The organism is Paracoccus sp. T5, from assembly GCF_048538155.2.
In the GTDB taxonomy this organism is placed as follows: Bacteria; Pseudomonadota; Alphaproteobacteria; order Rhodobacterales; family Rhodobacteraceae; genus Paracoccus.
In genome coordinates this window covers 13,385-33,603 of sequence record NZ_JBLWIC020000004.1, presented here as the reverse complement: position 1 = coordinate 33,603, position 20,219 = coordinate 13,385, and the positions used below count along the sequence as shown (strand labels likewise).

Below are 20,219 nucleotides of genomic sequence, written 5' to 3'. Positions count from 1 at the left end.
GGCGGGGTCGCATGACCCTGGCCCGCCTGGTCAAATGAGCTACGGCACGGCCCCGCCCGCGGTGAGTTTTGGCTCAATGGTTCCAGAAGTCACAAGAATACTTGCGACCCTGAATGGTGATGCGGTTCTCCGGGTCAATTGGAATCAAGTCGCGCGTCTGAGGCTGGCCGTTGGCATCTATGACATAAACGCTGCAGGTCAGGTTATCGTTGGAAAACCATGGCACCTGAAAACACCAGTTGCCTCGTCCACTCTCTCGGCTTTGAAAGTAGCCGTTCCAGTTGCGACACTGCCAGTTTCCGGCCCACCACGTCGTGCCGTGTTCGCTTTTGTTGATCGTATCGGGGAAAAGATCGTCCATCATTGCACCGTCGTCCCATTGGAAAGGTGGCAGGGCCTTGCGGCCCTGCCTGCGGCAATCATCCGGCTTTGATTTCAGCCATCCGTTCGGTCAGCATCCAAAGGGCCCGGTTCAAGGAACGGTTCTGGTCGATCCCGGCCACCTCACGGGTGCTCCGGCGAACGGTGCGCCCATTGGCATCACGAACGCGGCCGGTCAGTCCGCCTTTGATCGTGTTTTCTTGCACCACGTTGAAAGCCGTCCAAAGATCCGTGGCACGATCGGCAGAACGGCGGGGGCGCAAAAGGGCGTCAGCCTGAATGGCCGCGGGCTTGGCTTCGTCGGCAGTAGGAAAGCGCAGCGTGTGGGCGGCTTCTGCCAGTGCCTCGCGCTCAATGTCCCGCAGGGCAATGGATTTCCAACGCGAAACTTGATCCACCACCACGGGGGCATCCTCTAGGACGCTGTAAGCGCCTTCGATAACTTCCCCGATGGCATTGCCGGAATGACGAACCCTCACCTCATTGAACGTCTCGCCAGTCATCAAGCCGTTTTCGCAAACGAACCGGAAAAACCCCGGCATCATGTGATAGGCACTTGTCCCGTCATTGGCATTGACCAGCACAATCTCAAAAGCATCGCCTTCGGTATTGGTCAAGGACCGGTGGCGCAGGCGCAGCATGTGCTTGGTGTACTCCGCTTTGCCTTCAATCCGGGTGCGTGCCTGAACGGCGCTGAACGGCTCAAACCCTTCGGTGCGCAAGCCGTCAAGAACGGTGATGGTAGGGACCGGCGCGAAGCGGGCGCTGCGGCTTTCGTGGGCGTTGGTCGCAAAAATCGACGGGACGGCTGCGCGAAGCTGCTCATCGCTAAGGGCTTCACCCCGGCCCGTGATGCGATTGCCCGCGCTCATGCCGCGCATAAAACGGGAAAAATTGTGTATGGTCATTGTCGTTTCCTTTTCGTGGCGATGGCGTTGGGGCTTGGTGCCTCCTTCCGCCGATGGGCTGCGCCTCGTCGGTCTGGTCTGACGAATACGCATGTATTCGGCGGAACAGAGTGAGGAGGGCGAAGCCCGACAAACGGGCCTGGGCGGTTCTGTCAAAGGATCGGAGCCGGGGGGTGGTGCGGCCCGCAGCCGAAGGCGAGGACACGGCCCCCGGTGGAGACGACGCCGCAGGCGGCGCTTGTCTTTTGACAGGGCCGATCAGGTCTGTTGGCGGATATGGAATGAAAAATCGTCGGGGCGGGGGTGAGCGCGGGCCTTGGTCCGCGTCGATCCCCCGGCCCGTCCGCAGGATCAAACACAAGCCCGGCGACCAGCCGGGCTTTCTCAAGTATGATCTGCCATAGGATAAAATATACTGGAGCTGAACTTGAGTACGAAGCTAAAAAAAGACCCTGTTGGCATAGATGATTTAGAAGAATACCTCGACGAAGCTTCAGATTTTTCGTTCGAGTTACGCATCCTTAAGATGCTTACCGAAATGGGTATTTCATGCGAGCATGGTGGGCAGTACAGAGATCCTGATACGAAAAAGTACCGGGAATTTGACCTACGGGTGGGTCTGACTCAAGGCGCCGCAACATTTGTAGCTGCTATCGAATGTAAGTCGATCGGTCTACACTTTCCACTTTTAGTATCATGTGTGCATCGCACGGCCTCTGAGGCTTTCCATCAGGTCTTTTTTCATACTAAAAATAAAGACCCTTATCAAAATACTCCATATTATATCCCAACAATGCAATTACCTTCAGCTATGCAAGGCATGCGAGTTGGGACTAGCGCTTTATATCCAAAGGGCGAACCAGTCGGAAAGAGCACCGCGCAGGTAGGGCGCTATGCCAATAAAGATGACCTACATGTAAACGACGCCGAGTTTTTTGATAAGTGGTCGCAGGCGCTTCAATCTCTTGATGATTTAGTAGATCGAATTTCAGACAACGAACTTGTCGACATAGTAGGTTCAAAGAAACCACATTGGGCAATGGCTTTGCCTATTGTAGTGATTCCTGATGGAACTCTCTGGACAGTTAACTATTCTGATAACGGTTCAAAGGAAGGCCCACCGGCGCAAGTTGATAGAGCTTCGATATTTATTGGTAGAGAATATAGAGGTATAATGCCAGGAGGCTCTTATACGGTTTCCCATTTGGAAGTAATGACAGAGAAAGGTCTTGCAGCATTCTTCCAAAATTACCTCATAAGAGAAAATGCCCTGCTCAACCTTGCTAGAGGACGTTAGCCAGAAGAGATGACGTTGCCCCCTGCGCCTAATCCAGTTTGAGGTAGACTCTGGCCCAACCAAGAGGACCAGAGATGAAGCGCAGCAGGTTCACCGAAGATCAGATCATCGGCATTTTGAAGGAACATGAGGCAGGAGTTTCCGTCGCCGATCTGTGCCGCAAGCACGGCGTCAGCGATGCGACGGTCTACAAGTGGAAGGCCAAGTATGGCGGCATGGACGTCAGCGAGGCCAAGCGCCTGAAGGGGCTTGAGGACGAGAACGCTCGCCTGAAACGGCTGCTGGCCGATGCGATGCTCGACACTGCGGCGCTGAAAGATCTCCTGGGAAAAAAGTGGTAGCGCCCGCCGCGAAGCGGCAAGCGGTCGCACATCTGGTGGCAGGCCACGGGATGAGCGAACGGCGGGCGTGTCGGGTGATCGGCTGTTGCCGGATGACCATGCGGTATGAGGCGATCCGGCAGGACGATCCGGTGCTGCGCGAGCGGCTCAAGGAACTGGCGCGGGTCCGTCGCCGCTTCGGCTATCGGCGGCTGCATGTGTTCCTGCGCCGCGAGGGGCATGAGGTGAACCACAAGCGTCTGTTCCGCATCTACCGTGAGGAACGGCTGCATGTCCGGCGCCGCGGCGGGCGCAAGCGGGCCATCGGCACACGAGCTCCGATGTCGCGGCCACTGATGCCGAACCAGCGCTGGTCACTGGACTTCGTCTCCGACCAGCTGACCGATGGCCGCCGCTTCCGCGTGTTGACTGTGGTCGATGACTGCACGCGGGAGTGCCTTGCCCTGATCGCCGACACATCGCTGTCCGGTGCGAGGGTCGCGCGGGAACTGGCAACGCTGTTCGATGTGCGCGGCAAGCCCGGAACCGTGGTCAGCGACAACGGGACCGAATTTACGTCGAACGCCATCTTGACCTTCGCTGACGATCGCAAGATCGAATGGCACTACATCGCGCCCGGCAAGCCGACCCAGAACGCCTTCATCGAGAGCTTCAATGGTCGGTTGCGCGACGAGCTTTTGAACGAGACGCTGTTCCCGTCCCTGAGCCATGCCCGCGCCACGCTCGCAGCCTGGCGCATGGACTACAACATCGAACGCCCGCATTCACGCCTTGGCTGGCAGACGCCAGCCGAGTTCGCCCAAACCTTCACCCCGCAACGGGGCCTGACGCTGCGCAACCCGCAAAGCTCCGCGCCAGCCCCCGTTGCCCAACCCGTCCAAAACGGCAAAACTCAAACTCGGAGTCTCGCTCACGCTGGATAAAAGTCGGGGGCAACGTCAGAGAGGAAGGTCCGGCCTTGCGCGAGCGATCGTGACCCGAAGGGCCGAGACTATGCCGCTGGCCTGACTATTGCGCCCCTGCACGGGCAGGCTCGGAACGAGACAAGCGGGCAGGACCAAGCGCAAAAGAAGGGCAGGGGCATAGGCTTGGGGCGCAGGTCGGCTCTTGCCGGCCGGAGCCTAGAGTGCGGTCCCTCGGGGCGGGCGGTCCAGGGCGACAAGCCCTAGACCGACCAACGCGAGGGACGCCGCTATTATATAGTCTTTGAATAGTAAGAGGTCGGTATTTATTCTATATTTGAACGAGATTAATTTTTGAAAAATTCTTTGTTAGCCGGGTGATTGCTAGCAATAGACGCTAATACTTCTGCAACAGAAACTGCTGCATCTGGCCAGCATTTAACGAAAATTTCGTGTTGCAAAACACTCCCATCTTCAAGTTTGCATTTCCGTCTCCAAATATTTACCTTTTCAATGGCACGAAGCATTTGAATGTATTCTATACCTTGCTCATCTGAAACAGGATTGTATAGCGTCACACTCATTTGAATCGGCATATCTTCGGGGGCGTTATTAATACCGGTTATTTTTTCACTATTCATCGTTTTATCCTTGGTTGGTTTTGTATTTCTAGTCTCTAAGGCGTTCATCAAAAACGATGATGATGCTATGCTAAACACAAGGATGATCGATCTAACAGAAAATATTGGTCTACACTGATAGAATAGGCAGCTCGCTGATCCTTGTCGTGTAACGCGGTGACCGATGGTCAGCCTTTGTCGCCCAAGATTGGCTGACTCCCTCACGCGCCAGCACCATCGTCTTCTTGCCGAAACGGTCATTGATTGCATCAAGCGCATCCGTTAGGCGCGCGTCGCGTGGCCTCTCCGGTGGAAATAGCATGGCGGGCTGGTCGGCCTCGGCCAGCAGGTCATCGAGAATGATCCCGGCTTTGGTGTAGCCATAGCCGTTTCCGGATGGATCGCCCTTCCAGCCCCGACGCGCAGCGGCCACGGCGGCATCCACCAGGTCAAACGTATGGTTCGACATGGGCCGCAGGCGAATACTACGCGAAAACGAATGGCGCGGCCTGTCGGGCTTGTGCGGGTTGGTGTGGTAGAACACCGTCATCGTGCCTGCCACTAAACCATGCTGCCGCAGCTTCTCGGCCGCCCGCGTGGCGTGGGCACTGATGGCCTGGGCCAGTGTGTCGAAACTGGTCATGGGCGTGCCCGCAGAGCGGGTGACGGCCATACCTTTGCGCTGTGGGGGCACGTCCTCAAAATCGACACAGGACACCCCGCGCAGCTCGGCCACCAGGCGTTCGAGAACAACCGTGCCGATCTTGCGGCCAAGTGCCAAAGGCAGGTCGCGCAGCTCGGCGGCAGAGTTGATCCCCTGAGCCTTCAGCTTGGCCTCGGTCGCAGACCCGACGCCCCAGATTTCTCCGATAGGAATGCGGTGCATCACATAGTCCCGCACGTCCTGGTCCATGAGATTGCAGACCCCGGAAAAGAGCGGGTTCTTCTTGGCGGCATAGTTCGCCAGCTTGGCAAGCGTTTTGGTGGGGGCAATGCCAACACAAGTAGGGATGCCGGTTTCGGTCCTGACTGCATCCCGCATCCGGGCGGCATGGGCCTCCATGCGATCCCCAAAGCCAGACAGGTCAACGAACGTCTCGTCTATCGAATAGACGTCCAGGCGGGGAGAATAGCTGTGCAGGACCTCGACCACTCTGCGACTAAGGCAACCGTAGAGCGTATAGTTGGATGACAGAGCCTTGACCCCATGCCGCTTCATCAGGTCTCGGATCTTAAAAACCGGATCGCCCATCTTGATCCCAAGGGCCTTGGCTTCATCGCTGCGGGCGACGGCGCAGCCGTCATTGTTCGACAGGACAATGACGGGAATGCCGCGCAACGACACATCAAACAGACGTTCACAGCTGACATAGAAGTTGTTGCAGTCGATCAGCGCAATGGGTCGGTCGGATTGCTCCACCGTGCCTGTCCTTATTCTATGGGCAGGCGGCGCACGACGCCGGCGACGACCCCCCATATCTCGGTCGTCTCCGTGACGGGGATTGTGGCATAGCCATCCGCGCGGGCGCGCGGATCGAGAAACCAGACACCATCGCGCTTGGCGAGCTTCTTGACAGTAATGGCGCCATCCACCACCGCGACGACGATGCGGCCATGGCGGCGCTTGCCAGCGCGATCCACGGCGATCAGGTCGCCGTCCAGGATGCCCTCGGCCTCCAGACTATCGCCGGACACGCGCCACCAGAAGGTCGCATGCTCATGGCGCACCACCCACTTGATCGGGTCGATGGTATCCTCAAGATCATCTGCGGCGGGTGACGGAAAACCGGCCGGAACAGGCATGGATGCCAAAGGCACATGCCGGTCGATGAGTGTAATCTTGATAGGGCTGAGGTGCAGGGTCATGGCTATAAGAACAATACGGGAACACTAGCCATAACCCGCCCCCCCCCCTGCGGCGTCAAGGACGGATGAGAAAAGTTAGCTCCTAAGCCTGACTGCGGTTCTCATTCCGAACGTTCAGACGCCCTGAGTGGACTTGATGACAAGCCCGATGGATTCTCCGGCATAGTTCGCACCCATCATGAAGCCAGCAGCCCAGGTCCTGATGCGGTTGTGGGCCTCGATAGGGCTGTGGCTTTCATCCTCGGACAGCAGAAGTTCATAGACTGGAACGGGGTTTTCCCCCTCCCTCGTGCTGCACAGGCTGAGCCTGATAACAGAGTCCGCCTCTGTCTCCTGTCCGCGATCTTGCAGTTCTGCAGCGGTCAGATGCTCTAGAACCAGAAAGCCTTTTGTGCCTGGCGGGGGCAGGAGATCGAAAAGCAGCTTTAGGTTCTCTTTCATCATCAGTTCCGTCACGACAGGTTGCGGCCTAGCCAGCACAATTATGAGCGGCGGATGAGGTAAGGTATTCCTGACCTAAATGTAAAGCTATCGGCAAAAACAACCATAAATTTATCACTGGCTATAACGGATACAGCTACAAGTATGTCAAAAAATAGCATACTATGGCCGTATGTCTTGGAAAGATCACCTGACGCCGATTGAGCGGAATGAGCTTCTTGAAGCCGAACATCGCAAGATGGAGGTTATAGAAGCCTACAATGCGATCTGGCGCAGGTTGAAAACCCGGTGCGATGCTCGGAAAAGGCGGCACGGAAGCAAGAGCGAGGACGATGACAATGACGCATGTTCATCATCATGATACACAAACGGTCGCGTCTCGCTTTTGCGGGCACTGCGGTACAGAGGTCAGTGGAGGCTACACGGTCTGTGCAGCGTGCGGCGCAAACTACCGTCGCAAGGGGCGTGGCCTTTATATTGGCATCCTCTTGGGCGTGCTTGGCGTCCAGGCGCTCGTTACCGGTGAATGGGAAGGTGCCGTTGTCCTGCTTGGCGTAGGATTTTTGTTGATCCGTCACGCCCGCCAGCGTGCTTGGTATCGCAGAAACGCCTAACGATGTTCTCCCTTTGCATGGTTCTGAATCAGCCTGATCCACATATTCACGGCTGAATAACTCGCCTACTACGCTCTCATGGCATGAAACGGCCTTGTAAGGCTGCTCGGCTGCTACACACTTATTTCTCCAGCCATGCAACACCCCACCAGGAACTCCGGTCGAGGCATTATCTGTAACGGTCATGCTTCTACTGCGCATATCTTGGGGATGGGTGCTGCTCTAAGCACGCGGCTTGATATGACACGGGCTGTCGGTACTAGCTCGTAGCATAAGAATAAGAGGTAGCTAGGGATTCAGTCCGCTTAGCGGACTCGCGTAAATCAATGGATTTTCCCAGCTGTGCGAGAGCTTTTCCAAGAGGCGAGTCACCACACTGGAAGGTGGCGTAGCTACTAAGATCCAATGTTGCTTTGAACTCTGCCTCCATGGCGCTGCGATCAGCTTGCTCGCGTCCCTCATCCTCGGGCAAAGCTGGACGGCTTGCCCAACGTCCCAAAAGCGCCAGGGCGCGTTTAGGTGCCAACATGCGATAGGCATTGCTGACCTGCTTGACCTGCGGTCCACGACCTTCATTTGGGGTCGGCTCGAACCGGCGCAGCCAGTCCAGAAAGCCATGATCGCGCAACGCCTTCATGGCGCGAACAACCGCGTCACGCGACCGCTTCAGCTTACTGGTGATCCAGTCAAGTGACGGGTCCAGTCGGCCTGTCTTGAAGCTCACAAGGTTGGCGAAAAGGGTCAGAAGCTCTAGTGCCACGCCACCCAAGGGGCCATTGCGCCGACCGGGTTTCTTGCCTTCCAGCTCATAGCGTTGCGCAGCACGGAGGATTCTCTGAACCTCCTGACGCGACGTGCCATGCCAGAAAGACGCTTCGCACGATCCTACCCGCCGTGAGTTGCGACGGATTGGGGTGCGGCCTGCTTCACGGTCAGCGGCACACGCGCCTGAAATCACGCCCCCAAGGCGTTTGAAAAAAGTGCCGCCTGTTGCGGCTGTAGTCGTAGACATATCCTGCTCCTCGAATTCAAGAAGCGCGGTGTCCGCAGGCAAGTCTCATCCGCTCGCACAGATGCGCTTTTGCTCTTGATTTTCGGGGACGGGGAGATAACTATAGCAGGTGAACAAGTGCTAATTCAGGTCGCCAAACCTGTGTTATCAACCTTAAGCCCCCTCGTGCGGACCCCCGCGCGGGGGGTTTTGCTTTTGGGCCGGTCTTTTATCTGATTCTGCTCGTACCTTTCCCGTTTGCGGGCATTTTGCCGATCACCTTACGCATGCAAGGGGTTAGCGGCAATTCTTTGTGTAGCCGTCGGCGGCTCTCTACACGCATCAGTATCTGACCCACTCAGTGGTATACGCACCGGTATGGTCCTGCATCCGCAAGAGGATGGCCCGGAAGTTACCAAATTCTGAGCTAAAGGCGTTGCCTGTATGCGTGGTTACCGCAGCACTGACCCAGCTCGGGACATTGCTTTGTGCCTGCCGGACAAAGTCACCCTCGCTATTGTAGAAATTGCGGATCGCGGTTGTAGAGACTTCACGGCCACCACTGCCACTTTGGCTTCGCTTAGAAAGCTCCCAAACCTCAACGGCATCACGATACTGCCGTATTTCTGGGGTGAGACCGTCTGAGCCCAGATTAGGAACAGGTACTGACCCGCCGCCGCTCATCGGACAGTTCCAGAGCTGCAACGGCGGCTCAATCGGCCACGGCGTCACTCGTCGGATCACCTCGACCTGGGCGGCTGTGCATTCAGCGGACGGAGGAAACCCACCGGCCATGCATAAGAGGATCGCGCAGTCGATGGGGTAAGCATCCGCTATCGGCGCTGACGCCAGAGAGGCCGACGCGAAAGCTGCTGCAGCTAGGTATTTCAGTCGCATCACAGACCTCCGTTCGAGCGAGCTACCATAGGCAAACGACAGGTTACAACATAAATGAAATGTTTAATCATTCAACAATGTTTCCAGCTATCGCGCTTTTGTATCGTTCATGCCACCGGTTGCCCTGTTGGATTATGTCGGCCTGAGACTGCTGCAAACACAGCAAATAGGCATTCAGGTCGTTGAAATAACGGTCATACTCGTCCCTGACAGATAGACCGTAATGGGTGAGTGCCTGTGCGTCCTCGATGGGATCATTCGGCGTTACACACAGATGAAGCACCTGCTGCATTGAGGGTTCAAGGCCCGGCGCAGTCATCTGAGCAAGCGCAAGGATCGCCAATGATGCGATCATTTTGAGGCGTCCAATTTCAGTGCGATGGCTCGCATAAGGGTAGCACGGCTAACTCCAAGTGCCTTCGCTGCTTGAGCCTGTGTCATTTTCTTTGAGGCCAGCCAGTCTTGGGCCTGACGTATCTGTGCGGGGGTCAAAAGGCGTTTGCGCCCGAACTGGCTGCCTCGGCTTCGCGCGGCTTCAAGGCCAGCTTTTGTTCGCTCCGCAATCAGATCTCGCTCAAACTGAGCAATCATCGCAAAGACGTGGAAGATCATTCTGCCCTGCGGGGTCGTCGTGTCGATCAATTCGTTTAGTGATCGGAGGCTGATGTCTCGGTCAGCAAGATTATTGGCTATCGCGATCAGCTCTTTAACGCTGCGCGCGAGCCGATCTAGGCGCCAGACAACCAACGTATCGTTAGGAGAAAGCTTCGCCAAAAGGTTCTGCAGTTGCGGCCGGCCATTCTCATTTGCCCCGCTGCCCACCTCAGACACGATGTAGTCACACCCGGCCGCCTCAAGGGCATCGTTCTGTAGACGATGATCTTGGCCGCTCGTCGATACTCGGGAATAGCCAACTGTCGCCACGTGTGGCCTCATCAATGCTGCAGAAGTCACCCCATACTGGGCATGTCGCAAAACTCGCTTATTTGACGGATTTTGCAACACGTTTGGCGTTGCTGCATCAACGATGGTTTTTGAACACTCTGAGAAGGGGGCCGGAGGGAAGGGCATTCTTGGATCCGCGTTGCAGCTTTGGAACGGACGCTTGTGAATGCGTTTTCCGATCTAAGAAAGCAGTATGATCTTTTGGTCTGACAAAAGGTCAGAATCACGTTTATGCTTGACACTCGCAGGCTATCTTTGGGTTTAAAGATTGCGCTTCCCACCACAACAACATCTCTTGGGCAACGGGCTCACAGCTGTTAGACAGCATCACCGCGAAGAGCCTTCTCCGCCGTTCGTCCCTCCCGTAGCGAATGCAGGGCAGCAAGAGTGATCGGCTCTTAGCCGCCGGTCGGTTTAACCCATGCTGCGCAGAGCATTCCCAAAGCAGGCGTTCAACTGTTGTTGCAGAAAATTCCATTCGTCATATGGCGGAGCAATCCTTTCTGCGTCGTCGAGCCTTCTTGCGAGTGGGACTGGCGGCTTGATCATGAATTGACAAGTTATGGTCTCGACCTGATCTTCTGTCTTAAAGACACATAGACGACCGTAACATGAGACGATTGCTTGATTGACGCAACGAACGGGGGGCCACGTGAAGCTCATTCGCGCTCACGCAACAAACTACCGAAACATCATCGATTCCAACCCCGTCGAAATTGGTCAATCGACATGCCTTGTTGGCAAGAACGAGGCCGGCAAATCCGCGTTCCTGAAGGCGCTCGAAGGATTGCATTCCACAGATAAGTCCTACGTCGATGACGTTGCCCCCGACTTTTATCCAGCGTGAGCGAGACTCCGAGTTTGAGTTTTGCCGTTTTGGACGGGTTGGGCAACGGGGGCTGGCGCGGAGCTTTGCGGGTTGCGCAGCGTCAGGCCCCGTTGCGGGGTGAAGGTTTGGGCGAACTCGGCTGGCGTCTGCCAGCCAAGGCGTGAATGCGGGCGTTCGATGTTGTAGTCCATGCGCCAGGCTGCGAGCGTGGCGCGGGCATGGCTCAGGGACGGGAACAGCGTCTCGTTCAAAAGCTCGTCGCGCAACCGACCATTGAAGCTCTCGATGAAGGCGTTCTGGGTCGGCTTGCCGGGCGCGATGTAGTGCCATTCGATCTTGCGATCGTCAGCGAAGGTCAAGATGGCGTTCGACGTAAATTCGGTCCCGTTGTCGCTGACCACGGTTCCGGGCTTGCCGCGCACATCGAACAGCGTTGCCAGTTCCCGCGCGACCCTCGCACCGGACAGCGATGTGTCGGCGATCAGGGCAAGGCACTCCCGCGTGCAGTCATCGACCACAGTCAACACGCGGAAGCGGCGGCCATCGGTCAGCTGGTCGGAGACGAAGTCCAGTGACCAGCGCTGGTTCGGCATCAGTGGCCGCGACATCGGAGCTCGTGTGCCGATGGCCCGCTTGCGCCCGCCGCGGCGCCGGACATGCAGCCGTTCCTCACGGTAGATGCGGAACAGACGCTTGTGGTTCACCTCATGCCCCTCGCGGCGCAGGAACACATGCAGCCGCCGATAGCCGAAGCGGCGACGGACCCGCGCCAGTTCCTTGAGCCGCTCGCGCAGCACCGGATCGTCCTGCCGGATCGCCTCATACCGCATGGTCATCCGGCAACAGCCGATCACCCGACACGCCCGCCGTTCGCTCATCCCGTGGCCTGCCACCAGATGTGCGACCGCTTGCCGCTTCGCGGCGGGCGCTACCACTTTTTTCCCAGGAGATCTTTCAGCGCCGCAGTGTCGAGCATCGCATCGGCCAGCAGCCGTTTCAGGCGAGCGTTCTCGTCCTCAAGCCCCTTCAGGCGCTTGGCCTCGCTGACGTCCATGCCGCCATACTTGGCCTTCCACTTGTAGACCGTCGCATCGCTGACGCCGTGCTTGCGGCACAGATCGGCGACGGAAACTCCTGCCTCATGTTCCTTCAAAATGCCGATGATCTGATCTTCGGTGAACCTGCTGCGCTTCATCTCTGGTCCTCTTGGTTGGGCCAGAGTCTACCTCAAACTGGATTAGGCGCAGGGGGCAACGTCATCGAGTACGGCAAAATCACGAACTATCCTCGTCGCTCATTTGCAGATTACGTGGAGAACCACGTCGGGGGCGACGCTCTTGTCATGAGGACATTCTGGGAACTTGACGATTCCGATGTTGCGGCAATCACCGCCGACTTGGGTGCAAAGGCGTTAAGGCACCGAACTATTCAAGTCTGCAAGACCTACGAGCAGACCACAACGACTTGGACCGTGCCGATTGACGAGGCCTCCGTAGTTGCCCACCTAGTGGAAACGCACGGGCTGACGACAGGCGAACGAACGCAGCTGGCTGGATCAAACACCACATTGCGCGTAGCGGCGCTACTGGAAAAGGCCGATGCGCGATCTGATGGACAACAAGCCCTCTTGGATGCCATCAAGGGGTTCAGGAAGAGCGATGCTTCCTTGAGAGCCATTGACATCCTGAGCGCGAGGATGCCGCGTTTCATGTACTTCTCGCACTACGATCGCATGAGTGGCGAAGTGTCCATCAACAAGATTGCGCGGGATCGCAGCAACGGCATCGAGATGGCGAGCGGTGACCGCGTTTTTCTCGACTTCCTAGAGTACGCTGGCACGACGCTAGAGGACCTCAATGCAACTGACCAATTCGAGGAACTCAATGCAAAGTGCGAGGCTGCCGCCCTGCGCATCACTGACCAGATATTTGAATATTGGACCCAGAACGACGAGTTGAAGATCAAGGTCGTCCTCTCCGAGGGCAAGTCCGGCGATCCCGCCCCATTCAATAGCGGACCGGTAGCTCGGGCTCGCGTCGAGAACGGCCTACATGGAGTCACCGTACCGTTTTCCGAGCGCTCTGCTGGGTTCATCTGGTTTTTCTCCTTCCTGGTGAAGTTCGCGCAGATCAGGAAAAAGCACGGCAACGTCATTCTGCTCCTAGACGAACCTGGCCTCACGCTCCACGGTACCGCGCAGCTTGACCTGCTGCGTTACTTTGCCGAGCAGATCGCTCCGAAGCACCAGTTGATTTGGTCAACGCACTCACCGTTCATGGTACCGCCCGATGACCTCGCCTCAGTCAGGACGGTCGAGGATGTCGTGCAGACCGACGCCCGCGGCCGCAAGAAATCGATCGGAACGAAAATTAGATCGGATGTGCTCACCACCGACCCTCAGACCAACTTCCCCGTCTTCGGCGCAATGGGCTTCGAGATTACCCAGACACTCATCATTGGTAAGAATACGCTACTAGTAGAGGGACCAAGCGATGTCCTCTACCTACAGATCGCCTCTGCCGCCCTTAAATCCGCGGGCCGAACGCACCTTGCTGCAAGATGGGCGCTGTGCCCCTCGGGCGGGATCGACAAGGTGCTACCCTTCGTGAAGCTCTTCTACGGCAACAAGCTCAACGTCACAGTCCTCACTGACTTCGACCGTGGCCAGCGGCGCAAGCTCGATGACCTCTATCGATCAGCGCTGCTCGACCAAGAGCGGATTATTCTCGCGACTGAGATCGCGAACAAGGAGGAGGCCGACATCGAGGACTTCTTCGCTCCGCAGCTATTCGTGGACCTTGTGAACGCAACCTACGGCCTGAAGAACGAGCAGGCGTTGACGGTGGAGAAGCTGGACGCCGCCGACCCGAGCACGACGCGGATCGTAAAGAAGGCGGAAGCCTACTTCCGGCTGTTGCCAGCCGAGGTGCCGGAATTCAGCCACTACGACCCCGCACTGTATCTTCTCCAGCACCCAAAGCTGCTCGGCGGTTCCAGCAAGGCGGTCAAGGAGACGCTCGATCGCTTCGAAAAGGCGTTCCAAAGGATAGGGGCGTTCGCTGCATGATCTGCGCCAGAGGTGAACATCACGTTTTTCCTAGATATTCCGCTTACTCTCGTGACCTTCTCCCCCTGAGGCGTTCGCGCTTTGAAGTTAGACGGACATTACGTGCTTGATCTCGGGCCGCAGGGCTGCGTCGCGCCGGGCACGACCTGACAGTCGGGCCGGATCCGTCCACTTCGTCAGGTAATCGTAATAGGTGTATGGTAACCGACGGCTGAACTCCACGTTGCTTGGCTGACGCGCTGCTGCGAAGTCTTTTCCATCGACCGGTGGGAGTGCGTTTCGCAATGTGTGCCAAGAATTCGTTTCTCACTTCTCTGGGCGTCGAGATCTATGCGTCGGGGCATCGCCGATGGCCGAACGAGGTGAAGGCTCTGGTGGTCGCCGATACGCTTGAGCCGGGTGCCACAGTGAATGCTGTTGCAGATCGGTATGGTGTGCAGCCGAACCAATCTTGGAGGCCGTGGCCGCCGGTCATCCACAAGCAAGGATCGACGATCTGCTGCCCTGGAACTTCAAGCCGTCAAGCTGAAAGCAGGTGAGGCGCCCCTGCCGTTTACAGATCAACGGCGTTGAGCCCTTCGCCTATCTGAAGGCAACCCTCACGGCGATCGCCACCGGCCATCCGCAAAGCCGCCTCGATGACCTGCTACCGTGGAACTTCAAGCCGTCAAGCTAAGCCGACAGTGGGGGCCAGCGAACGCTTACGGTGTATGGGGTGAACGGCAGAACCTTACAGATCAGCCCGACCATTACTTCAACCAGCCATATCTCATTGGCTTGGCGCAGTTCGCCGGGGCATGCTGCGGCGCTGTAGCCGCCTGATCCTGATCTCCAGGGAGGAACGGGCGTGCGCTCCTGGCTATATGTCCGCTTTCTGACTTCAGTAGGGGTCCCTTCGCTCTTGCTGCGAAAGACCACTTACTTCCCTCGGGTGACTTTCGTAAATGTGAAAGGGAGGACGCTGCGGTTGCAGCTGGTGGGCGGAAGGTCCCGCAAAGCAGGCTTCTGCGATCAGGAATATCCAGCCTCTCGTTGATGTCGGATTGCAAGGATCGTTATCGCCTTTTCGCCGATCCGGTATCGGACAACATAGCCGCTATCGCCAAAGTCGATGAGCCATTCCCGAAACGCATCGGGGAGTTCTTCGACCATCCGGCCAAGGCGCGGATGCGCACCAAGAATGTTTACACCCTGTCTGATCGCGTCACTCGCTCGTTGCGCAGCATCCGCGCTCTTCGGCTGTAAAAATTCCCGCAGCCGTTGGAGATCCCGGATCGCCGCCGGGGCGAAGATCACTTGTGGCATTTAGGGGCGGGCAGTTCGTTTTCTGTTCCCCAGCTCGCCAGCCACTGATCGACCTCTTCGGCGGTCGCGTGCAGACCAGTTTCCTGAAACTCCGCCCACGCGTTAAGGGTGTCAAGGCGCAGCGCCTCGCGCTTTTCCTCACGTTCGACATACTGCGAAATGGCTTCGCGCATGATCCAGTGAGAGGTGCGCTTGCGCGCCTCAGCAAGGTGCTGAACACGCCCTTTCATATCGTCGTCGAGCTTGATCGATGTTGCCGCCGCCATATGACCCTCACATGCAAAAGGTATTACCTTATGCTACTATATAGCGCTTAGTGTGTCTTTGTCTATTGCGCTGTATATTGCAACTTAACGATGCTGTCGCACAAGGAAGGCTTTTGGTTGCAGGGCACCTTAAAGAGCACTGCCAAGTGGCGCTTGGCAGCTAACCTTGCGCTGCAACATGTCTGCAACGATGCGGCGCTCGGAGAGGGTGGGATCCGATGCCTCGGGAAACTCTTGATTCGCGAGAGCCCAGAAAATTATGCCTTGTCACGTCTCACAGCAAAACCCATCGATACGGTATTATAACACCTCAATAAGAGATATATGTGTAACGTTAAACAGTTTTTGGTCATTGTCATCGCTTTGCTGCAATCCAAAGTTATCCACATATTCCGTGGACATTTCTGGGGATAGAAGAAGATGTTCCAATTTTTTAAGTCTGTTAGCTAACAAGTATATCATAATAGCCAAAATGGCATCGTGGCTTTCCTTAGCTACATAGCGCCGTTAAAAAGTAGCTGCTCGATGGATCAATGACCTTCCCTGCCCCATGTTCAAAAACGATCCAGACCGTGTGAAAACCCAAACAGGATTCCCAGCCTAATGTGGCCATGGTATCCTCGACCATGGCACATATTTCAGGCGATGATCGGTCCCAACTCCTGCTTTTACCGGACTCTGTGGACGACTATGTGGGGCCGGACAACGTGGTCCGGTTTATCGAAGCATTCGTTGACGGGCTTGATCTGAAGGCCGCTGGCTTCGAGCGGGTCCGTGCGAAAACGACCGGCCGCCCGGGATATGATCCGGCCGATCTCTTGAAGCTCTACATCTACGGATACCTGAACCGGGTGCGGTCTAGCCGCCGGTTGGAGGTCGAGACGCGACGCAACCTCGAAGTGATCTGGCTGCTCCGCCGTCTGACGCCCGACTTCAAGACAATCGCGGATTTTCGCCGCGACAACAGGACTGCGTTCCGCCAGGTGTTCCGCGAATTCGTGGTGCTGTGCCGAGAGCTCGACTTGTTTGGGTGCGAATTGATCGCGATTGACGGCACTCGGATCAAGGCGGTGAACAGCCGGGAGCGTAATTTTACCAAGGCCAAACTGGCAAAGGCTTTGGCCGAGAGCGATGAGCGCTTGGCGCGGTATCTCAAGCAGCTCGATGAGGCCGACAAGGACCATGAGGTTGCGCTGGAGAGCGGCACCGTGGAGAAGCTTCAGGAGAAGATCGCGGTGATCCGCGATCGGCGCGAACGCCTTGAAGGCCATGGCAAAGCCCTTGCGGACAGCGGCGAGGACCAGATCTCGCTGACCGATCCGGACGCACGTGCGATGCACTCCAGCAGCCGCGTTGGGGTTGGCTACAACATCCAGATCGCTGTGGATACCAAGCACAAACTGATTGCCGAGCAGCAGGTCCACAGCAAGGTCAGCGACCTTGGCCTGATGACCGAGACCGCCGAAGCCGCGCGTGACACACTTGGCGTCGACAAGATCGATGCGGTGGCTGACCGGGGCTACTTCAAGATCGAGGATATCGAGGCCTGCGAGGCGGCAGGCATCGTACCCTACGTTCCCAAACCGCAGCGTGGATCAGCTGTTGCCAAGGGGTTCTTCGGCAAGGAGCAGTTCTGCTATGACGCCGAAGCGGACACCTACATATGTCCGGGCGGCGCGGCATTAAGCCGTGTCAGCAGCCGCCCGGTTCGCGATGACATCCGCCTGTTCAACTATGCTAATACTGCTGCGTGCAAGACATGCGCACTCAAGGCGCGATGCACGGACGCAGCGTGCCGCAAGGTCACGCGATACGAGAACGAAGCAGTGCTGGACCGGATGGCAAAACGGCTTGCCGCGCGGCCCGGGGGGCTCGATGAGCGCCGTGAGAGCGTCGAGCACCCGTTCGGCTCCGTGAAGCAATGGATGGGCCAGGGCGCATTCCTGATGCGCAGGCTGGAAAACGTGCGCGCCGAGTTCAGCCTGACGGCCATCGCCTACAATTTGCGTCGAGCGATCAGCCTTGTCGGCATTCCGGCATTGATGGCAGCTGTACGGCCATAATCGGCGGGCGATCCAGCCCATAGCGGCCTGAAAATCGCCTTCAGAGCCCTCACAGGTCCACCAGACCCGCAATTGCGTTCAGGGTCAGGATTTCTAAACTAAAAACCACCGAACGCCCGATGCCCTTCAAATTCCACCGAGTTTTCACACGGTCTGGATCGTTTTTGAACACTGAGCAACTCCCCGGAAAGGGGAAAGTGACGAAAGCTACGATCTGACGTTTGCTGGTCTTCAAGGACGAGGAGATCAGAACAGCTGACTGTCGGCAAGGTGCCACATGGGCCGGTTTTGTCGTGTGGCGGAGCTGACCCGCGACTGTTTCTACCCTGCGCGTGCAGTCGGGCTGGCGCTTGAGGCCCGCGTCGTGGCAGGGCGCACCGGTGGCAGCGTAGATCTCCTGTTCGAAGGTAGCGTCACCAAGCGTCAAATGATCGCCAATAAAGGCTAAACCCTCAGCAGAGACTTCTGGCTGCGTTGCTCACGCGGCCAGTGCAAGGGCCCCTGCGTAAGACAGGGTCAGGCTAAGCCTTTTTATCCCGCCTCAGAAGATGTTTCACCAGCGCCATAATGGCCAGCGTAAGTACCACCACCACGAGCAGCATGAACAGCCCGCATGCCAGCATCATCGTTCCCATTCCTGGACCCTCCATCATTCCCATGCACTCACTAGCTGCAGTAAAAGGCGATGCCCCACTCGCGGAATGCCTTACGCTGACACAATCGGATTTTGCGTTTTTCTATTTAATGATACGAGTTATTTTCGGGACCGCATAACGAGGGTCCTCATGATAGTCGATGATGTTGGCAAAACGACCATCGGCATCAAACAAGAACACGCCTGCAGTGTGATCCATTGTATAATCACCCTCCTCTGCGGGCACCTTTCTGTATGTGGCCCGAAATCCCTCCGCAGCCGCCTCAATCTGGGGCAGGGGGCCCGTCAGCCCCGTTATGCGGGGATCGAAATTAGACAGGTAGTCGTCGAGCACTTCCGGTGTGTCACGTTCCGGATCCACTGAAATCAGAACCGTATTCATCTGGTCCGCTTGGGGCCCGAGGGCCTCAAGCCAGCCGGAGATGTCACTGAGCGTGGTGGGGCAAATATCCGGACACCAGGTGAAACCGAAGAACACCATTGTCGGGCGACCCAGCCAGTCCTGTGGCTCGACCGTTTTTCCATTCTGATCCATCAGCGTGAATGACATGCGATCGATCGAGAGGGGCAGAACGCCCGCAGCGTCCTGTGCCCGATCACGCGTTTGCCACCAGCCAACAGACAGCATGAACACCACCGCAGCCCCCGCCATGGCAACACCGCGCAGCAGGGTTGCCGATCTCATTCGTCGGGTGATGTGCAGGTCGGCTCGCTCGCGCCGATATTCTGGACGGTGACGGGAATGGTCACCTCACCGGCATCGCGAAACGTCAGTGTCACAGGGAATGTCTCGCCCTCTTCCAGAACTTGGGTCAAATCCATCAGCATGGCGTGATAGCCCCCTGGTTCCAGCGCGACCTGACCCCCTGCGGGGACCGGAACCTCCATCGCATGGGGCATCGAGGCGATCCCGTCGGTCATGACCGTCTGGTGCAGCATGGGCATATCTGCTGCAGGCGTGGTGATGGACATCAGTGCATCATCTGCCGTGCCGGAGTTTCGGATGGTCAGATAGACCACGCCGGGCCGCGCTGTGCCAATGGAGGCACGGGACCAGGCCTGAGAGACCTCCAACGGACCGGTTGTCACGGTTTCGCAGGCCAGGGCAGGGCCCGCGGCAGCGATCAGGGCGAGGGTGGTAAAGATGCGTTTCATGTGGGTCACAATCTGGCTTGAAGGTCGGCGACGATTTCGGATGCGGGCGTGCCGTAGGTGAACTGGCCAAGCCAGTCCCCCTCGGGGCTGATCAGGTAAAGACCAGGGCTGTGGGACATGGCATACCCATCAAGAGCCTCCAAATTGGCTTCACGCTCGTAATAGATGCGAAAACTCTCCGCCGCAGCGCGGGTTTGTGCCGCATCTCCGGCAAGGCCCAGGATTGAGGGATGAAACGCCTCGGTATACTCGGCAAGACCCATCTCCCGGTCGCGCTCGGGGTCGATCGAAATGAACAGCGGCTGCACCTCGCCTGCCTGATCACCCAGATCGTCCATGACCTGAGCCACCTCGGCCAAGGTGGTCGGGCAGATATCAGGGCAGTTCGTGAACCCGAAAAATACCAGAAGATGCTTGCCCTCGAAATCGGCCGGAGTGCGCAGGCGTCCTCCCGCGTCGGGTAGGCTGAAGGTTGGACGAAACGCCGCCTGAGCGATCGGTTCGGGGCTGCGGTCGACGAGCAGAAAGGCCGCGCCCATAGCCACCAGAGCCACGGCAACAGCCGCCCAGAGAAATTTTTGAAGTGTGGTCAGCCGCATGTTGCCTGCATTCGTAATCGTTTCCAGAGGCCTAAAGCCTCTAGCAACATGAGCTTCAAGTCGGAACGTTTGCCGTC

23 protein-coding genes and 1 pseudogene are annotated in these 20,219 nt (G+C 57.3%); 7 read left to right on the top strand and 17 right to left on the bottom strand.

The features are described 5' to 3' along the window. Window positions 1-73 precede the first annotated feature (73 nt). Both ACNR9W_RS18515 and ACNR9W_RS18510 read right to left on the bottom strand, forming a co-directional pair. Window positions 74-364 (bottom strand): hypothetical protein, encoded by a 291-nt coding sequence (locus tag ACNR9W_RS18515; protein WP_458478903.1) that lies wholly within the window; start codon window positions 362-364, stop codon window positions 74-76. Between the two features lie 55 nt (window positions 365-419). Continuing rightward, window positions 420-1,289, bottom strand: coding sequence for a DUF932 domain-containing protein (locus ACNR9W_RS18510; RefSeq protein WP_458478901.1), 870 nt, complete (start codon window positions 1,287-1,289; stop codon window positions 420-422). 427 nt (window positions 1,290-1,716) lie between these two features. Here ACNR9W_RS18510 and ACNR9W_RS18505 point away from each other — a divergent pair, with 427 nt between their 5' ends. Both ACNR9W_RS18505 and ACNR9W_RS18500 read left to right on the top strand, forming a co-directional pair. Continuing rightward, the gene (locus ACNR9W_RS18505) at window positions 1,717-2,586 is read left to right on the top strand and encodes a hypothetical protein (RefSeq protein ID WP_419271728.1); all 870 of its coding nucleotides are present in this window, start codon (window positions 1,717-1,719) and stop codon (window positions 2,584-2,586) included. A gap of 74 nt (window positions 2,587-2,660) precedes the next feature. Next, window positions 2,661-3,850 (top strand): IS3 family transposase gene (locus tag ACNR9W_RS18500; RefSeq protein WP_273742807.1). Its coding sequence is split into 2 segments (ribosomal slippage): window positions 2,661-2,919 and window positions 2,919-3,850, totalling 1,191 coding nucleotides; the frame shifts between segments, so codons are not numbered across the junction. 326 nt (window positions 3,851-4,176) lie between these two features. On the opposite strand, the gene ACNR9W_RS18495 is transcribed toward ACNR9W_RS18500, so the two are convergent. The 8 genes from ACNR9W_RS18495 to ACNR9W_RS18460 form a co-directional block, all read right to left on the bottom strand. Beyond that, window positions 4,177-4,470 carry a hypothetical protein gene (locus ACNR9W_RS18495; protein WP_419271646.1) on the bottom strand — a complete coding sequence of 98 codons (294 nt, stop codon included), beginning with the start codon at window positions 4,468-4,470 and terminating at the stop codon, window positions 4,177-4,179. A gap of 109 nt (window positions 4,471-4,579) precedes the next feature. Next, window positions 4,580-5,869, bottom strand: a complete 1,290-nt coding sequence (locus ACNR9W_RS18490) for a Y-family DNA polymerase (protein WP_419271648.1) — start codon at window positions 5,867-5,869, stop codon at window positions 4,580-4,582. An 11-nt stretch (window positions 5,870-5,880) separates the two neighbouring features. Beyond that, complete coding sequence (locus ACNR9W_RS18485; protein ID WP_127899893.1) at window positions 5,881-6,315, bottom strand: LexA family protein; 435 nt, start codon at window positions 6,313-6,315, stop codon at window positions 5,881-5,883. 114 nt (window positions 6,316-6,429) lie between these two features. Further along, on the bottom strand, window positions 6,430-6,771 hold the full coding sequence (locus ACNR9W_RS18480) for a hypothetical protein (protein ID WP_419271649.1): 342 nt from the start codon (window positions 6,769-6,771) through the stop codon (window positions 6,430-6,432). Window positions 6,772-7,629: 858 nt separating this feature from the next. Beyond that, window positions 7,630-8,424, bottom strand: coding sequence for a helix-turn-helix domain-containing protein (locus ACNR9W_RS18475; RefSeq protein ID WP_419271651.1), 795 nt, complete (start codon window positions 8,422-8,424; stop codon window positions 7,630-7,632). 279 nt (window positions 8,425-8,703) lie between these two features. Further along, entirely contained in the window at window positions 8,704-9,258 is a 555-nt protein-coding gene (locus ACNR9W_RS18470) for a hypothetical protein (protein WP_419271653.1), read from the bottom strand. Window positions 9,259-9,325: 67 nt separating this feature from the next. Beyond that, window positions 9,326-9,613: a hypothetical protein gene (locus tag ACNR9W_RS18465; RefSeq protein WP_127899896.1), complete on the bottom strand. Its 288-nt coding sequence runs from the start codon at window positions 9,611-9,613 to the stop codon at window positions 9,326-9,328. Continuing rightward, complete coding sequence (locus tag ACNR9W_RS18460; protein ID WP_419271655.1) at window positions 9,610-10,329, bottom strand: recombinase family protein; 720 nt, start codon at window positions 10,327-10,329, stop codon at window positions 9,610-9,612. The genes ACNR9W_RS18465 and ACNR9W_RS18460 overlap by 4 nt, the downstream gene beginning before the upstream one ends. A 526-nt stretch (window positions 10,330-10,855) precedes the next feature. Between ACNR9W_RS18460 and ACNR9W_RS18455 the strand changes: the two genes are divergently transcribed. After that, window positions 10,856-11,050, top strand: a complete 195-nt coding sequence (locus ACNR9W_RS18455; protein ID WP_419271657.1) for an AAA family ATPase — start codon at window positions 10,856-10,858, stop codon at window positions 11,048-11,050. Here ACNR9W_RS18455 and ACNR9W_RS18450 read toward each other — a convergent pair. Then, window positions 11,038-12,227 (bottom strand): IS3 family transposase gene (locus tag ACNR9W_RS18450; protein WP_273742807.1). Its coding sequence is split into 2 segments (ribosomal slippage): window positions 11,038-11,969 and window positions 11,969-12,227, totalling 1,191 coding nucleotides; the frame shifts between segments, so codons are not numbered across the junction. The genes ACNR9W_RS18455 and ACNR9W_RS18450 overlap by 13 nt on opposite strands. A 114-nt stretch (window positions 12,228-12,341) precedes the next feature. On the opposite strand from ACNR9W_RS18450, the gene ACNR9W_RS18445 reads away from it, so the two are divergent. From ACNR9W_RS18445 to ACNR9W_RS18435, 3 genes and pseudogenes are all read left to right on the top strand, one after another. Then, window positions 12,342-14,099, top strand: a complete 1,758-nt coding sequence (locus ACNR9W_RS18445) for an ATP-dependent nuclease (RefSeq protein WP_458478907.1) — start codon at window positions 12,342-12,344, stop codon at window positions 14,097-14,099. 284 nt (window positions 14,100-14,383) lie between these two features. Continuing rightward, entirely contained in the window at window positions 14,384-14,638 is a 255-nt protein-coding gene (locus ACNR9W_RS18440; RefSeq protein WP_419271350.1) for a transposase, read from the top strand. 17 nt (window positions 14,639-14,655) lie between these two features. Next, window positions 14,656-14,775 (top strand): annotated as a pseudogene (locus tag ACNR9W_RS18435) (transposase domain-containing protein); the annotation flags it as partial. Window positions 14,776-15,110: 335 nt separating this feature from the next. Here ACNR9W_RS18435 and ACNR9W_RS18430 read toward each other — a convergent pair. Then, window positions 15,111-15,404, bottom strand: coding sequence for a type II toxin-antitoxin system RelE/ParE family toxin (locus ACNR9W_RS18430; protein WP_419271347.1), 294 nt, complete (start codon window positions 15,402-15,404; stop codon window positions 15,111-15,113). After that, window positions 15,392-15,670 carry a CopG family ribbon-helix-helix protein gene (locus ACNR9W_RS18425; protein WP_419271346.1) on the bottom strand — a complete coding sequence of 93 codons (279 nt, stop codon included), beginning with the start codon at window positions 15,668-15,670 and terminating at the stop codon, window positions 15,392-15,394. The genes ACNR9W_RS18430 and ACNR9W_RS18425 overlap by 13 nt, the downstream gene beginning before the upstream one ends. A gap of 626 nt (window positions 15,671-16,296) precedes the next feature. Here ACNR9W_RS18425 and ACNR9W_RS18420 point away from each other — a divergent pair. Next, the gene (locus tag ACNR9W_RS18420; protein WP_419271345.1) at window positions 16,297-17,733 is read left to right on the top strand and encodes an IS1182 family transposase; all 1,437 of its coding nucleotides are present in this window, start codon (window positions 16,297-16,299) and stop codon (window positions 17,731-17,733) included. Between the two features lie 49 nt (window positions 17,734-17,782). Here ACNR9W_RS18420 and ACNR9W_RS18415 read toward each other — a convergent pair whose 3' ends face one another. The 4 genes from ACNR9W_RS18415 to ACNR9W_RS18400 form a co-directional block, all read right to left on the bottom strand. Further along, a complete protein-coding gene (locus ACNR9W_RS18415; RefSeq protein WP_458478897.1) occupies window positions 17,783-17,968 on the bottom strand; it encodes a hypothetical protein in 186 nt (61 codons plus the stop codon). 502 nt (window positions 17,969-18,470) lie between these two features. Next, on the bottom strand, window positions 18,471-19,073 hold the full coding sequence (locus ACNR9W_RS18410; protein WP_046001730.1) for an SCO family protein: 603 nt from the start codon (window positions 19,071-19,073) through the stop codon (window positions 18,471-18,473). Then, a complete protein-coding gene (locus ACNR9W_RS18405) occupies window positions 19,070-19,543 on the bottom strand; it encodes a copper chaperone PCu(A)C (RefSeq protein ID WP_419271343.1) in 474 nt (157 codons plus the stop codon). The genes ACNR9W_RS18410 and ACNR9W_RS18405 overlap by 4 nt, the downstream gene beginning before the upstream one ends. Window positions 19,544-19,548: 5 nt before the next feature. After that, a complete protein-coding gene (locus tag ACNR9W_RS18400) occupies window positions 19,549-20,142 on the bottom strand; it encodes an SCO family protein (RefSeq protein WP_419271342.1) in 594 nt (197 codons plus the stop codon). Window positions 20,143-20,219 lie beyond the last annotated feature (77 nt).